This window comes from Euzebyella saccharophila, from assembly GCF_014855495.1.
GTDB classification, from domain to species: Bacteria; Bacteroidota; Bacteroidia; order Flavobacteriales; family Flavobacteriaceae; genus Euzebyella; species Euzebyella saccharophila.
This window is the reverse complement of sequence record NZ_JACYFJ010000008.1, coordinates 104897-119780: the sequence shown is the minus strand read 5'-3', so window position 1 is coordinate 119780 and position 14884 is coordinate 104897. Positions and strand designations below refer to the sequence as shown.

13 protein-coding genes and 1 riboswitch are annotated in these 14884 nt (G+C 40.1%); of the genes, 1 reads left to right on the top strand and 12 read right to left on the bottom strand.

Annotated features, from left to right (window positions below; translation table 11 throughout):
- Positions 1 to 6 precede the first annotated feature (6 nt).
- On the bottom strand, positions 7 to 1152 hold the full coding sequence (locus IL355_RS18020; RefSeq protein WP_192463484.1) for a pyridoxal phosphate-dependent aminotransferase: 1146 nt from the start codon (positions 1150 to 1152) through the stop codon (positions 7 to 9).
- Complete coding sequence (locus IL355_RS18015) at positions 1149 to 1976, bottom strand: prephenate dehydratase (RefSeq protein ID WP_192463483.1); 828 nt, start codon at positions 1974 to 1976, stop codon at positions 1149 to 1151. Before IL355_RS18015 ends, IL355_RS18020 begins: the two co-directional genes overlap by 4 nt.
- Positions 1977 to 2327: 351 nt before the next feature.
- Here IL355_RS18015 and gldA point away from each other — a divergent pair, with 351 nt between their 5' ends.
- The gene (gene gldA / locus IL355_RS18010) at positions 2328 to 3221 is read left to right on the top strand and encodes a gliding motility-associated ABC transporter ATP-binding subunit GldA (protein WP_192463482.1); all 894 of its coding nucleotides are present in this window, start codon (positions 2328 to 2330) and stop codon (positions 3219 to 3221) included.
- Between the two features lie 3 nt (positions 3222 to 3224).
- Here the strand turns inward: gldA and IL355_RS18005 are convergent, their stop codons facing one another.
- The 10 genes from IL355_RS18005 to IL355_RS17960 form a co-directional block, all read right to left on the bottom strand.
- On the bottom strand, positions 3225 to 3689 hold the full coding sequence (locus IL355_RS18005) for a hypothetical protein (RefSeq protein WP_192463481.1): 465 nt from the start codon (positions 3687 to 3689) through the stop codon (positions 3225 to 3227).
- 115 nt (positions 3690 to 3804) lie between these two features.
- Positions 3805 to 4539 (bottom strand): hypothetical protein, encoded by a 735-nt coding sequence (locus tag IL355_RS18000; RefSeq protein WP_192463480.1) that lies wholly within the window; start codon positions 4537 to 4539, stop codon positions 3805 to 3807.
- A gap of 32 nt (positions 4540 to 4571) precedes the next feature.
- The gene (locus IL355_RS17995) at positions 4572 to 5672 is read right to left on the bottom strand and encodes a serine hydrolase domain-containing protein (protein WP_192463479.1); all 1101 of its coding nucleotides are present in this window, start codon (positions 5670 to 5672) and stop codon (positions 4572 to 4574) included.
- A gap of 41 nt (positions 5673 to 5713) precedes the next feature.
- On the bottom strand, positions 5714 to 6424 hold the full coding sequence (locus IL355_RS17990) for a head GIN domain-containing protein (protein WP_225621325.1): 711 nt from the start codon (positions 6422 to 6424) through the stop codon (positions 5714 to 5716).
- 115 nt (positions 6425 to 6539) lie between these two features.
- On the bottom strand, positions 6540 to 7634 hold the full coding sequence (locus IL355_RS17985) for an acyloxyacyl hydrolase (protein ID WP_192463477.1): 1095 nt from the start codon (positions 7632 to 7634) through the stop codon (positions 6540 to 6542).
- An 82-nt stretch (positions 7635 to 7716) separates the two neighbouring features.
- Positions 7717 to 8670 carry a methylenetetrahydrofolate reductase [NAD(P)H] gene (metF, locus tag IL355_RS17980; RefSeq protein WP_192463476.1) on the bottom strand — a complete coding sequence of 318 codons (954 nt, stop codon included), beginning with the start codon at positions 8668 to 8670 and terminating at the stop codon, positions 7717 to 7719.
- 473 nt (positions 8671 to 9143) lie between these two features.
- A complete protein-coding gene (gene metH / locus IL355_RS17975; RefSeq protein WP_192463475.1) occupies positions 9144 to 11855 on the bottom strand; it encodes a methionine synthase in 2712 nt (903 codons plus the stop codon).
- A complete protein-coding gene (locus IL355_RS17970) occupies positions 11852 to 12202 on the bottom strand; it encodes a four helix bundle protein (RefSeq protein WP_192463474.1) in 351 nt (116 codons plus the stop codon). Before IL355_RS17970 ends, metH begins: the two co-directional genes overlap by 4 nt.
- Positions 12203 to 12371: 169 nt before the next feature.
- Positions 12372 to 13370, bottom strand: a complete 999-nt coding sequence (locus IL355_RS17965; RefSeq protein ID WP_192463473.1) for a homocysteine S-methyltransferase family protein — start codon at positions 13368 to 13370, stop codon at positions 12372 to 12374.
- Positions 13371 to 13490: 120 nt separating this feature from the next.
- Positions 13491 to 13593: riboswitch (SAM riboswitch) on the bottom strand.
- Positions 13594 to 13815: 222 nt separating this feature from the next.
- The gene (locus IL355_RS17960; protein ID WP_192463472.1) at positions 13816 to 14880 is read right to left on the bottom strand and encodes an NAD(P)/FAD-dependent oxidoreductase; all 1065 of its coding nucleotides are present in this window, start codon (positions 14878 to 14880) and stop codon (positions 13816 to 13818) included.
- Positions 14881 to 14884 lie beyond the last annotated feature (4 nt).

The window sequence follows — 14884 nt, the reverse complement described above, 5'->3', positions numbered from 1 at the left end:
TCCTCTTTAAAACCTACTGATGGCTTCTTGTATTTTTTCTTCGGTCACACAAAGTGAAAACCGAATGTAGCCTTCGCCGTTACTTCCGAAAATGGTACCCGGAGTGATAAAAATATCCTTCTCGTACAGTACCTTGTCTATAAATTCTTCCGCAGATTCAATATCCGCAGGAAGTTTGGCCCAAACGAACATGCCCACCGCATTCGTGTCATACGTACAGTTCAGTTTATCTGCCAACTGAAAGATTAAATTCCTTCTTTTGGTATACACTTCCTTTAAACTATCGAACCATTCTTGTCCACTGTTCAATGCGGCAATGGCACCTTTTTGAATACCATAAAACATTCCGGAGTCCATATTGCTTTTCACCTTCAAAACGGCATTGATATGTTCCGTATTACCCAACACCATGCCCACACGCCAACCGGCCATGTTAAAGGTCTTACTTAATGAATTGAGTTCCAAAGCCACCTCTTTGGCCCCTTCTACCTCCATAATACTTACAGGGTGGTCATTTAGAACAAAACTATAAGGGTTGTCATTCACTATCAAAATATCATTCTTCTTGGCGAAGTCGACCAGCTCTTTATATTGTGCCTTCGAGGCCGTTGCTCCGGTTGGCATGTGCGGATATCCTACCCACATGATTTTGACCTTTGACAGATCCATTCGCTCCAATGTCCTAATATCAGGAAACCATCCTCCTTCTTCGGTAAGCCCGTAGTACTTTACTTCTGCCCCCACCAATTTGGTAACGGAGGTATACGTAGGATAACCCGGGTTGGGTACCAAAACAGCATCCCCTTCATTCAAGAAAGCCATGCTTATGTGCATAATCCCTTCTTTTGAGCCCATTAAAGGAAGGATTTCATTTGCCGATTCTACCGTTACCTGAAAACGTTGCTTGTAAAAGCTTGCCATTGCCTCCCTAAGTTCGGGCAAACCTTGGTAACTCTGGTATTGATGTGCCCCATCTTCCCAAACGGCATTTTGAACCGCCTCAATGATTTCTTTGGAAGGTGCCAAATCTGGGCTACCAATGCCCATATTGATAATAGGTTTGCCCTGTGCCATTAAGCCACGTACCTCCCTCAACTTCTTTGAAAAGTAATATTCTTCTACGGTATGCAAACGGTTCGCCGTGCGTATCATACTCTTGTATTTTTGTATTCGCCTAATACTTTAAAGTCTTCGGCCATGATGTTCAACAGTGATTTGGCTTTTTCAAAATAGCCGTATTCCTCAAAAGTTACATCCACAAAAAAGGAATACTTCCAAGGTTTTTCAATGACCGGCAACGACTGAATTTTGGTCAGGTTCAACCTGCAATCACTCATCACATTAAGCACAGTAGCGAGACTGCCGCGTTTATGGTCGGTCAAAAACCGCAACGATGCCTTGTTAATCTCTTCCTTTGGAAGCTCCTTATTTTTTGTCTTTACAATAATAAAACGGGTCGCATTATTTTTAATGGTCTGAATGCTGGGCGCTACGATGTTCAAATCGTACAGTTCCGATGCTACCTGGGGAGCAATGGCCGCTACATGTTTCAATTGTTGTTCTTGAATTCGTTTGGCGGTCTCTGCAGTATCTACATCTTCCACCTGTTTTATATTCGGATAATCCCTAAAAAACTCCTTGCACTGAAGCAATGCCATAGGGTGTGAACGCACTTCTTCAATATCCTCTATTTTTTGACCCTTGAGCATCATCAAATTGTGATTGATGTTCAGGTAATGCTCACCAATGATATGCAGGTTATTATGATAGACCAAAGCATAGTTGGGAATAATCGAACCGGCAATGGAATTCTCAATAGCCATAACGCCAACATCGGCCGACTTTTCCAAAAGCTGGTCTACCAAAAAATCAAAGGACATACATTCTACCAAATCAATTTCTTCCCCAAAATACTCTTTGGCAACCTGATGATGGTTAGACCCTTTAATCCCCTGAATGGCAACCTTTAAACTCATTAGTTCTTTAAAAAATGCATACGCGTTAAACAAAAAAAAGTCCCGTTTTTCACGGGACTTTCACATAATATCTTGATTACAATATTCTATAACAGTCCCGCACCTCTTTTAAAAAAGAAGTAAAAATAAAAACCGCTAAAAAAATATTGCTTTGACATTGTACACTTAAACTTCGGCTAAAGTAACAATTATATTTAGAAATCAAATTGTAGGAAGCTATTTTTTTGGATTAATATTTTAATCACTCAAGCAAATACCCTATTTATTGGCTATTTTTGATTTTGAAAATGGTTTTTCTGCCGTTATCAGTTTTAATAATAGTTCCTCAATCAAGTAAATTTCAATTACGATATGTCCATTTCCGTGCAGCACATCACCAAAACTTTTGGTACCCAAAAAGCTCTGAACGATATTTCTTTCGACCTTAAAAAAGGGGAAATCGTTGGTTTTTTAGGCCCCAATGGTGCTGGCAAGTCTACCATGATGAAAATATTGACAACCTATCATAAGGCCGATGAAGGTATAGCAAAGGTCAATTCTTTTGATGTGCTCACACAATCCAAAGAAGTGCAACAAAGCATAGGGTATCTACCGGAACACAATCCCTTATACCTTGAAATGTACGTAGAGGAATATTTGACATTTAATGCCGATGTCTACAAATGTGATAAAAACAGAATAGCGGAAGTCATTGACCTTACAGGACTATCTCCCGAGGCTCATAAAAAAATTGGTCAGCTATCAAAAGGCTATCGCCAACGGGTGGGACTTGCTGCAGCGCTACTACATGACCCCGAAGTATTGATTTTAGACGAGCCTACCACCGGTCTTGACCCAAACCAGCTAATTGAGATTCGTAAGCTTATAAAAGAAATAGGGCGAGAGAAAACCATTTTATTATCTACCCACATTATGAAAGAGGTAGAAGCCGTGTGCGATCGGGTCCTTATCATTAATGACGGCGTTCTGGTGGCCGATAAGAAATTGGAAGAATTGCGCGAATCTCAAGACCAGATTATTGAAGTGGAGTTTGATTACCGAGTAGAAGAGGCATTTCTCAATCAATTACCTAATGTGATACAAGTGAAGAATACAGGTGGTTTTGTATATGAAATTACCTTTAATACGTCTCAAGACAGACGCCCTGCAGTTTTTGATTTTGCACATGATAATAAATTAAAGACCCTCCAGTTAAGTCGTAAAAACAAAAATCTGGAGAGTCTTTTTACAGAATTGACATCCTAAACACTAAAACTTCAAAGCCAAGCCAACTCCGTTTTTGTTGCTTGTGGGTACCAACTTGAATGACGTTTCCCTTTCCAAACTTTCATTGTAGTTTAGAATTGCTTCTTTCTTATTTTTCATGGCCTTATGAAAAAAGATTGAACCTACGAGGCCAGTAGCCGCAAAAGCGATTGCCGGACCAGTTACAGGTTTGTTATCAACCTCGTTAACGATGAACCAGATTCCCGAACCAAAATTAAGGGCTCCTACGATACTACCGGCCAATAAATTTTTCTTTGACTTTTGCCAATTCAGTTGCGCCGCCTGGCTTTCAGACATTATTTTATCTACTTCCTTCCATGTGAGTTTTTCTTTATCCTGATAAAAATCGTGTCCCCACATTCCCGGAAAGGAGGTAATTTCTTGGGCCGTAACTTGAGTTACTACCCCCATAAAAATGATACTTGCTATTAAAGTGAATTTCTTCATGATTATTTTTTGTTTAAAATTAATAACAATTAATTAAACAAAATACTTTCAGAAGCGATTACAGCATCTTTTGAATGGAATGGACACTAAATAAGATATAATGAATCGTTTTTAGCTATAAAACTTTATTTAGAATAAATGACAGATAACGTCGTTTCGAAGGAGTCAGCAAATAGCTATTCTTAACATTATTTTCTAACATCCTTCTTGTAATTGAAATATCTAGATTTTGCAACTTCAGTAATTCATTTCTATTTTCTTTTATTTTTTGAATCATTATTTCATAATAATGCTTCTTCAGTTTATAGTAATAATTTTCAAATAATTCATTTAATATAATTTCCGGTTCATGCGACTGAATAAAACTTAATGCTTTTTTTAAACCTGCTTTTTTTGATTTTGAATTATCAATTTCGTTTAATAAATCATTCTTAATTTTGTCTATTTGGAAGCTTTCATACCGTTTAACCTCAGTTTGCGTTACCCTAATTCTTGAACTTAAAGGGAATACACTTTTATGAATAGAATAGTTACGTAATTCCTTCATAAAACAATGAAAATCGTCTTCATAATCATTCTCCACGAACATACTAACATAAATACGAGCACTTGATAATACATTTTGAAAACATTTCAACAGATTTTTTTGCTTAGCCCTTCTTAAACTATTATCTGAAAAAAGAAAATCATCATCAACATAATAAGATTTCAGCTCCTTTTTAAGATCAATATAGTTAAGTAGATATAGTTTAAAAACAGTCCGAGGTTTATTCAAAGCATAAAAACAATTAGCAGATTCGGATTTTCTATACTCTTCCAAATCAAAAAATATTTTCTCTACGTCATCCACTTTAATAATATTCAATTGGTACAATCAGTTATTTATATCAAACTAGCCACTACCAAATCCAGTAGTTCCTGTACTTTGGGGTCCGTACAATTGATCAAAATACTAAAGACCATTTTTTCTTTTGGGTACACATAAAAATTGGAATAGCCCCCAACCCCGTTGCCCACATGCCCAAAGTAGGGCCTACCTTTGAAATCAGAACTTACCTGCCAACCCAAACCGTAAGAGGTAGAAGTACCATTTACATCACCAGCGGACAAAAAAGGTTGAAGAATCTTCGGATCAAGAATTTGATTTTCTAAATACGCCTGCCCAAATTTCGCAATGTCTGTTGTCGTAGACAAATAACCACCTCCGGCCAACTTATAATGGTTGTTCACTTCCTTTGCCAATCGGAAACCGTTTCGTCCTTTGGAATAAAAAGTAGTGGTATGCAGAAGGGCGTTTTTCTCCATAGCCTTTTGAAATTGCTTAGATATAGAATTCTGAACTGTAGGAGCAAAAGTAGAGTTCAACCCCAAGGGCCTGAGCACTTTCCCATAAACATAGGTTTCAAAGGGAATGCCACTAGCTTCCTGCATTGCCAAGGATATTAACACCCAATCAAAACTATTATAATGGTAACCCGTACCAGGCTTAAAAAGCAGGTCGTCACCCTTAAAAATATCGATTCCCTTTTTTATACTATACGGCTGATTTAAACCATATTCGATGCCTTGATAACCTCGAATTCCCGCTGTATGACCTGCCAATTGACGAATGGTAAAATCCCATTTCTTCTTTGGGAAATAAGGTACATAGTCATAAAGGGAAGCGTCCAAATCTATTAAGCCGTCAGCAACCATGTGAGCCAAGGCCGTAGCAGCGATAGGCTTGGAAACACTGGCTATTCTAAAAACCGAATGTTCTGGGTCAATTCGCTTTTTGCTTTCCAAATCTGCAAAACCGTATCCTTTTTGAAAAAAAGGCTTCCCATCTTTTAAGACCGAAATGGCCAGACTGGGTACTTTTTCTTCATTTACCAAATCGTTCAACAAAGCATCTGCCTTCGCCAATCCAGTCAATTTGATGTCTTGGCCTAACACCCTTTTTCGGGAGAAAAAACTATCAATGATTTTTTTAATGGGATTCATCTGCTGACGAATTCATTTTCTTTCGACCTAAGATAAGGGAATCAACGGAATATCAATTCTCCTTTATAATCTTCCTGAACGGCAATTACTGCAGGTCTGTTGAAGCTGATGACATTACCAACGCTCCTAATCGTACCTTTTATACTTTCCTGAGGAAATACCAACATATCATTGGAACCACGGTGATTGAGGTTAATATGGGTTGCTACAAGGCTTTCGGCTTCAATTCTGGAATCTCCAGCAGCAATGTTCAAACTTAAATTCTCAACCGACCCAGAAAGTTTAAAATAGGCAATACCGTTCACAACCACACTCAAATTATTGGAAGCAACCTCCAGATCAAATTCGCCATCCGTAGTTTCAGATTCCGGATTAATAAAACTTTCACTGATCAATGACAGGCTTGGGTAACCCAAAACTCCATCGCTTAAAATGGGCCAGCCCGTGCTACTTCTAATCTCGGTGATATTGGGCGAAGTCACATAAATTTTGGTGAGTCCGTAATCCCTAAAATAATTACAATCGTTCGTATCCCTTAGCAGTAATCTACCTTCTTCTACCGTTGCCGAAACTTCTTCCAACAAATGCTCTCCCGTCTCAATTTCCACTTTTTGGGTATCGCCCTGTTTGAGAATCAAGGTAACGTTCTCAAAAACGGTGATTTTATCGAATTCCGAAAGCGATACTTCCGTGATTACCACTTCCCCAGAACCCTGGAGACAATCGGGGGCTGATTCACTATTGCAGGCCATATTCATTAACATGAAAAACAGTAACACTAACCCGGAAACACAAGGAGAAACTTGCCTTCTATCCAGACCTATAATTGTTAATTTGTATGTTGACTTGCTCTTCAAATTCTATGTATTACAAACGTACACCAATACCAAATTCCACGGCTTCAGCGGCCGCCCCATGTGATTTTAAACTTACCGCCCCAAAAAGTTTATCACCAAAATATCTTTTGAGACTCAAACGATTATAGACCTTTCCTTCAAAATCAAAAGGATAGTAAACGTAATACCCCAATTGCGTACCAATTGATAATTTATTGATAAACAGTTCATGGCCTAAAAAGACGCCTACACGTTTGTAATCGGTATCGGCATCAATATTATTTTCTGGAAATGATACGGACTGAAATTCAATCAACTCCTTTAAAAAATTACTGAAGAAAACATCCGTTCCCAATTGTATGGCACTTCTACGCCCCAAGCGCTTATCGGCATAGCCCGAAAAAATAAAGAATCCGTATTGCCCATGCCCTATATTATCACTCTCGTTCACCCCTCCTCGAAGCACCAGATTATATCGCACTGGTTCGGTAATTTTTTCTTTTTCCTGGCTAATGTATTCCATTTCCTCTCCATCAAGACTGTAGACCAAACCCGCATTAAAAGCAATGGTGTTGGTAGAGGTATTGGGGGCTTTTACATTAGCATTGGAATAATGAATAACCGATAGACCTAGTTTTAAACCTAAGTTTTTATACAAATACTCCTTATGAAAATTGAACATCATAAAAGTGGAGCTCAAAAACTTGGAGCCGTAGGCGTTGTTCCTAAAATTGGTTTCCCGATCATAAGGATTGGTCGCGTACGCCAGTCCTTGACCTATTCTAAATTGCAAATTCCGCTTAAAGAAATAAAAATTGAAGTGTGCATAAAGTCCGTAAGCATCTCCCAAGGTCTCGTTATGCGAATTTTGATAAATAAAAGAAGCTCCTAAATCCGGATAATTATAGTACTGCTGCCACTCTTCGAGACCAAAAGTCTTCCGGTTGTAACCCAAGATAACTCCTGATGGGTGATTGCGGATCAAATGCGAAATATCCGCATTGTGCAACATAATCGAACCATAAAAAGCATTGGCATCCAACGTATAGCTATGCTCACGATTTTCTTCTTGAGAACGGGCAAAAACCACTACAAAAAACAGACAAAAAAATACCCTCAGGTTCATGGCAGGCAAAGGTAAACAGCTCAAACGATTTACAAAGCGGATACGTTAAAAAAGAAAGCGACCCTCCCGGGTCGCACATATTTTAGAACAGTTCTTTGGCAATTGCCTTAATATTATCCGATTTGCCCATGGAGTAATAATGCAGCACCGGCACGCCGGCCTCCTTCAACTCCCTAGACTGCTGAATGGCCCATTCGATGCCTACTTGTCTTACATCTTTATTGGTGCTACAACCATCTACCGCATCTATCAAATCTTGCGGAAGGTCTATTCTAAAAACCTGCGGCAACACCTGTAAGTGGCGCTTTACAGCAATTGGTTTAATTCCGGGAATAATAGGGATATGGATCCCTATATTCTTGGCCGCTTCTACAAATTCAAAATACTTCTGGTTGTCAAAAAACATTTGGGTGACCACATAGTCCGCTCCGGCATCCACTTTTTCCTTTAATCTTTTTAAATCGGATTTTAAGGAAGGGGCTTCCAAATGCTTTTCAGGATAGCCGGCCACACCAATACAAAAGTCGGGCAAATGATCCATTTCGCAATCATCATGCAGATACTTACCGGAGTTCAAATTCTTAATTTGCCTTACCAAGCCTGTAGCATAGGAATGGCCTCCCTTGGTCGCCTCAAAATACTGCTGATCCTTTCTAGCATCACCACGCAGGGCCATCAAGTTCTCGATTCCCAAATATTGGCAATCTACCAAAAGGTATTCCGTTTCCTCTTTTGTGAAACCGCCACAAAGTACATGAGGTACCGTATCTACCCCATATTTATGTTGTAGAGAGGCACAAATACCCACCGTACCCGGTCTCATTCGCGTTACTTGTTTCTCAAGAAGTCCATCCTTTTCACGATAAACAAACTCTTCTCGAGAAGTGGTCACATCAATAAAAGGCGGTTTAAACTCCATCAACGGGTCTATATTATCATATAGATGCTGAATATTTTTGCCTTTTACCGGCGGCACAATTTCAAAAGAAAACAAGGTCTCCCCTTGTGCATTTTTAATATGGTCGGTAATCTTCATTATTAGAATTTTCTCTGACTTAACTTTCTTATTATTCGGGCGTTTCCCTTAAAAGGGTCGGGCTTTCGGCTTTATTTTTGAGTAGCCAGCACTCAAAAGATACCGCCTCTATCCCTAACGCTTATATTCGTTGTTCGTTGTTCGTTGTTCGTTGTTCGTTGTTCGTTGTTCGTTGTTCGTAAGGAAAAAAATCTCAATACTCACGCCTAAATACTAATAACTTTTAATCAACAACTCTTACGTCTTAAGTCTTACGTCCTAGCCCGTTACTGTAAAAAATACTCCCACTACTCACATCCCACTACTCATTTCTAATACTCCCAACTAATAACTCAACACTTATAACTCATAACTAAACACTCACTACTCACATCTCAATACTCAGGTCTAATAATTATCAACTTTAAATCAACAACCCCACGTCCTATGTCCTAAGTCTTAAGTCCTACTTCCTAAACCTTTCAACCACCTCACTAATCATCCGCTATATTAGGAGCCAACCATTTGGCAGCTTCTTCGTAGGGTATATTCTTACGTTCGGCAAAATCCTTCACTTGGTCTTCTTTAATTTTTCCCAGACCGAAATATCTGGCTTCGGAATTGGCAAAGTAATAGCCACTTACCGATGCAGCAGGCCACATGGCCAAACTTTCGGTCAACTTTACACCAATACGCTCCTCTACTTTTAAAGCTTCCCAAATAGTGAGTTTTTCCAAATGATCCGGACAAGCAGGGTAACCCGGAGCAGGACGAATTCCCTTGTATTTTTCATCAATCAAGGCATTATTGTCCAGACTTTCATCCACAGCATAACCCCAATATTCCTTTCTTACTTTCTCATGAAGGTATTCGGCAAAAGCTTCGGCCAAACGATCTGAAATGGCTTTGATCATAATGGAATTGTAATCATCCAAATCTTTTAGATATTGTTGGGATAGTTCTTCCGTACCAAAACCGGTGGTCACACAAAAACAGCCAATATAATCCTGCTTTTCTGTTGATTCGGGCGCAATAAAATCGGCCAAGGCATAATCAGGCACTCCTTCTCTACGCTGTAACTGCTGTCTTAGCGTTCTGAAAACAAAATCCTTTCCTTCCACATCCACCAAAATATCGTCTTCGTTGGCAAGGGTGTTCGCCGGAAACAATCCAAAAATACCTTTCCCTTTCAATTTTTTAGCAGCTAATACCTCTTTCAGCATCTTTTGGGCATCAGCAAAAAGGTCCGTAGCTTGTGTCCCCACCACCTTGTCCGTCAAAATATCAGGGTATCGTCCATGCAACTCCCAGCTTCTAAAAAATGGGGTCCAATCGATATAGGGCACCAATTCTTCCAAGTTCACTTCTTCAATTACCTCAATACCCAGTTTCTCGGGCCGTACAATTTCGCTGGTCTCCCAATCAATTCGGAATTTGTTTTCCCTCGCCTTTTCCAGGGTTTTATACTCCTTTTTCTTTGTTCGGCTCAAGAACTTGACCCGAAACTCATCATAGTCCCTTTTAATGCCGTCTATATAATTTTGAGAGGTTTCTTCTTGAAGTAAATCACCCACAACCGTTACCGCTCGTGAAGCATCGTTTACATGCACTACGGAATGCTGGTATTCCGTATCAATTTTTACCGCCGTGTGCGCCTTACTGGTCGTGGCCCCACCAATCAATAAAGGAACCTTAAAGTTTTTGCGCTGCATTTCCTTGGCCAAGTGCACCATTTCATCCAATGAAGGGGTAATTAAACCACTTAGTCCGATAATATCGACCTTTTCAGCAATGGCTGTCTCCAGAATTTTTTCCGGGGGCACCATCACTCCCAAATCCACAATCTCATAATTGTTACAGGCCAATACAACGCTCACGATATTTTTACCGATATCGTGCACATCTCCTTTTACCGTTGCCAGTAGTATTTTGCCGTTACCCTTATCCTCTGCGCCATCCGGATTTTCAAGTTTTTCCTCTTCAATAAAAGGCAGCAAATATGCCACCGCCTTTTTCATGACCCGTGCCGATTTTACCACCTGTGGCAAGAACATCTTTCCGCTGCCGAAAAGATCGCCCACCACGTTCATCCCTGTCATTAAATGACCTTCAATTACTTCAATGGGGCGCTTTGACGCCAAACGGGCCTCTTCTACATCTTCCGTTATAAATTGGTCAATACCTTTTACCAAAGCTCTCGTGATACGGTCTTGCAAGGGTTCTTCCCTCCATGACAGATCTACTTTGCTTTCCTTGGCTTTGCCTACAACGGTTTCTGCAAATTCCAACAGTCGCTCGGTAGCATCATCTCTTCGGTTAAGGATCACATCCTCTACCTTTTCCAGTAAATCCTTAGGAATATCGTCATAGACTTCCAACATGCTGGGGTTGACAATACCCATGTTCATACCTGCTTCAATAGCGTGATACAAAAACACGGAATGCATGGCCTCCCGCACGGGATTGTTCCCACGGAAGGAGAAAGACACATTACTTACACCCCCACTCACACTTGCGTAAGGTAAGTTTTGTCGCACCCAACGCGTGGCCTCAATAAAATCGATGGCATTTAGTTTATGCTCATCCATTCCCGTTGCCACAGGAAAAATATTCAAGTCGAAAATGATATCCTCCGGTGCAAAATTCACTTCGTTCACCAAAATATCATACGAACGTTTAGCAATTTCTATTCGACGATCATAGGTATCTGCCTGACCGACCTCATCAAAAGCCATAACAATAACCGCAGCTCCATACCTTTTTATGAGCTTTGCATGACGAACAAATTCTTCCTTGCCTTCTTTTAAGCTAATGGAGTTCACCACAGATTTTCCCTGAACTACCTGCAGACCAGCCTCAATAATATCCCATTTAGAGCTATCGATCATAATAGGTACGCGGGCAATATCAGGTTCAGAAATGACCAGATTCAAGAACTTGACCATGGCTTCCTTTCCATCAATAAGACCATCGTCCATATTGATGTCAATAATCTGCGCCCCACCTTCTACCTGTTCACGGGCTACATCCAAGGCTTCATCAAATTTTTCCTCCTTTATCAGTCGCAAGAACTTTCTAGAACCTGCCACGTTGGTACGCTCCCCTACATTGATGAAATTCGTATCAGAGGTAACGACAAGGGGTTCCAATCCACTCAAACGTAATAATCGTTTTTCGTTACTCGTTAGTCGTTGTTCGCTGCTCATAGTTTTTTATGGTAGTTAATGAAGCCATTTAGCAACATTTTTACTCTTTCTATTTCTTTTAAAAATTCTGCTGCATTCATAGTAATATACCCTAAATCATCAGCCAAAATAACCTGTGTTTCCAATTCAAAAAGCGACCCTCTGGCTATATGCAAAAAATATATGGTTTCCTTTGCTGTTTTTCTTCCACAACCCTCTGCTATATTAGACGATATTGAAATAGCCGATTTTCTTATCTGAGAGGTGAGTCCATACTGTTCTTCATTCGGAAAAGATGTGGTCAAAATGTAAATTTTCTTGACCAAATCCCTTGCCTGCAACCAAACATCTAATTCTTTATAATCCATTTTTAATTTCAACTAATTGTCACTTGTACTTAAATACGGACAACGGTGAACGGGAAACGAACAACGAGCCATAAAAAACTAACAACAATCAACCAACAACAAACAACGAACAACTATCAACGGTGAACGATAAACGAACAACAAGCCACAATCAACCATCAACCAAACACTACCCGACCAAAACACCTCTAGGGGTGTAATTCTTAGCTAATTCCGCTATGGCATTGATATGTTCGGGTACGGTACCGCAACAGCCCCCTACAATATTCACTAGGCCTTTATCTAAATATTCCTTGATCTGGGCGGCCATTTGCTCGGGCGTTTCATCGTATTCCCCAAAAGCATTGGGTAAACCCGCATTAGGATGGGCCGATACCGCATAATCCGTTTTAGACGACAATACCTCTAAATGGGGTACCAATTGATTGGCTCCCAAGGCACAATTGAAACCTACCGAAAGAATGGGAATATGGGAAATGGAGATTAAAAATGCCTCCGCTGTTTGCCCTGAAAGCGTTCTTCCGGAAGCATCGGTAATGGTACCACTTACCATAATGGGAGGGTCAATATTCCGCTCTTCCTTTACTTCTTCAATAGCAAACAGCGCCGCTTTTGCATTCAGCGTATCAAATATGGTCTCGACCAGAAGTAAATCTGCACCTCCATCCAACAAAGCTTCTACTTGTTGCTTGTACGCTATTCTTAGTTCATCAAAGGAAACCGCCCTAAAACCCGGGTCGTTCACATCTGGGCTCATACTGGCCGTTTTGTTGGTAGGGCCAATACTACCGGCTACAAAACGAGGTTTATTAGGGTCTTTTTTCGTAAACTCGTCGGCTACTTCTTTGGCTATTCTGGCCGACTCGTAATTAAGTTCGTAGACCAAATCTTCCATATGGTAATCGGCCATGGCAATGGTAGTACCTGAAAACGTATTGGTTTCCAAAATATCGGCGCCGGCCTCCAAGTATTTTTTGTGTACCTCGGCAATCGCCTCCGGTTGCGTCAAGGAAAGCAAATCATTGTTTCCCTGTAAAGGATGCTCCCAATCTTTAAATCGTTCGCCCCTAAAATCTTCTTCCGTGAATTTGTAGCGTTGGAGCATGGTACCCATGGCTCCATCCAATATTAAAACTCGCTCCTTTAAAATTTCCCTTATATCTTTCATTTTACCTTTTGGCATAAACTTTTTTACTACCCATCAAACAATTGGCATTTACGAAAGCCTGTTTAATAAGCATACTAATTCAATATCAAGTTAGGTAATCTAAAGGGCTCTGGACGCCTTTTGTTATCTGCCCCAACACGGGATAGAATGTAGCACCTTCTTTTTGAGGAAAGGGTTGCCAAGGCTTCAAAGGGTCTATTCCCTCCACCTTTCTTGATAACGTTTTTCAGTGTTTATATGAACGGATGCAAAGTAACGTCTTGCCTTTACCAAAACCAAATTATGATAAAGTTTTTTAGTACTTTGGGCGTATTTATAACTTCCAAAGTATCCCCTAAATTCAATAATTATTGAATTATATACTTTCAACTAGCTTTAACGTATTAAAAAAACCTCCCAAATTGATTTTGAGAGGTTTCTAATTATAAACGATTATTTGCAAGCACTAATTGGATATACTTTGTACCACCTCTTTTTTAGCCTCTTTTTTAGAACCATCAAAACCGGTTACCCCACCAACGGTAGTGTATTTCATTACAAACCTTTTACCCGGATTGATGATTTGGTACGCATACTGGCACATGACTGCCGCTTCATGAAAACCGGACAAAATCAGTTTTAACTTGCCTTCATAGGTATTGACATCTCCAATGGCAAATACCCCGGGAATATTCGTTTGGTAATCTTTCGCGTTGTTCACTTTTATTGCGTTACGCTCAATCTCGAGTCCCCAATCGCCGATGGGTCCTAATTTTGGAGAAAGACCGAACAATGGAATAAAATTATCTACTTCTAAATAGGTTTCTCCTTTTTCGGCATCGTTGTGTTTGATAACTACAGCCTCTAGTTTATCATCACCATATAGTTTCTTTACCTCAGCTTCGGTGAACAATTTAATTTTACCCAACTTGGCCAATTCGGAGGCTTTTTCCACGGAATCCAATGCACCTCTAAACTCATTTCTACGGTGAACCAAAGAAACTTCAGAAGCCACATCTGCCAAGAAAATAGCCCAATCCAAAGCAGAATCTCCACCACCGGCAATAACTACTTTTTTATCGCGGTATACTTCAGGATCTTTTACCATGTAAGCCACACCATTGTCCTCAAAATCAACAATGTTTGAAATAGGAGGCTTTCTGGGCTCAAAAGAACCAAGTCCACCAGCGATAACTACAACGGGAGCATGGTGCTGAGTACCTTTGTTAGTCGTTACGATAAAAGAACCGTCCTCTTGCTTATCCAAGGTTTCGGCACGCTCGCCCAGGGTGAAACCCGGCTCAAAAGGTTTGATCTGCTCCATAAGGTTGTCCACCAATTTCCCGGCGAGAATTTCCGGAAAGGCAGGAATATCGTAAATAGGTTTTTTAGGATATATCTCTGAACATTGTCCACCTGGTTGCGGCAATGCATCGATCAAGTGGCATTTCAACTTTAACAATCCCGCTTCAAATACCGTGAAAAGTCCCGTAGGTCCGGCTCCAACAATAATTACGTCCGTTTTTATCATAACT

Bases quoted from the DNA above. Each gene is read 5' to 3' on its own strand.
- IL355_RS18020 (WP_192463484.1), bottom strand. From the start codon at position 1,152: ATGATACGCACGGCGAACCGTTTGCATACCGTAGAAGAATATTACTTT.
- IL355_RS18015 (WP_192463483.1), bottom strand. From the start codon at position 1,976: ATGAGTTTAAAGGTTGCCATTCAGGGGATTAAAGGGTCTAACCATCAT.
- gldA (WP_192463482.1), top strand. From the start codon at position 2,328: ATGTCCATTTCCGTGCAGCACATCACCAAAACTTTTGGTACCCAAAAA.
- IL355_RS18005 (WP_192463481.1), bottom strand. From the start codon at position 3,689: ATGAAGAAATTCACTTTAATAGCAAGTATCATTTTTATGGGGGTAGTA.
- IL355_RS17995 (WP_192463479.1), bottom strand. From the start codon at position 5,672: ATGAATCCCATTAAAAAAATCATTGATAGTTTTTTCTCCCGAAAAAGG.
- IL355_RS17990 (WP_225621325.1), bottom strand. From the start codon at position 6,424: ATGGCCTGCAATAGTGAATCAGCCCCCGATTGTCTCCAGGGTTCTGGG.
- IL355_RS17985 (WP_192463477.1), bottom strand. From the start codon at position 7,634: ATGAACCTGAGGGTATTTTTTTGTCTGTTTTTTGTAGTGGTTTTTGCC.
- metF (WP_192463476.1), bottom strand. From the start codon at position 8,670: ATGAAGATTACCGACCATATTAAAAATGCACAAGGGGAGACCTTGTTT.
- metH (WP_192463475.1), bottom strand. From the start codon at position 11,855: ATGAGCAGCGAACAACGACTAACGAGTAACGAAAAACGATTATTACGT.
- IL355_RS17970 (WP_192463474.1), bottom strand. From the start codon at position 12,202: ATGGATTATAAAGAATTAGATGTTTGGTTGCAGGCAAGGGATTTGGTC.
- IL355_RS17965 (WP_192463473.1), bottom strand. From the start codon at position 13,370: ATGAAAGATATAAGGGAAATTTTAAAGGAGCGAGTTTTAATATTGGAT.
- IL355_RS17960 (WP_192463472.1), bottom strand. From the start codon at position 14,880: ATGATAAAAACGGACGTAATTATTGTTGGAGCCGGACCTACGGGACTT.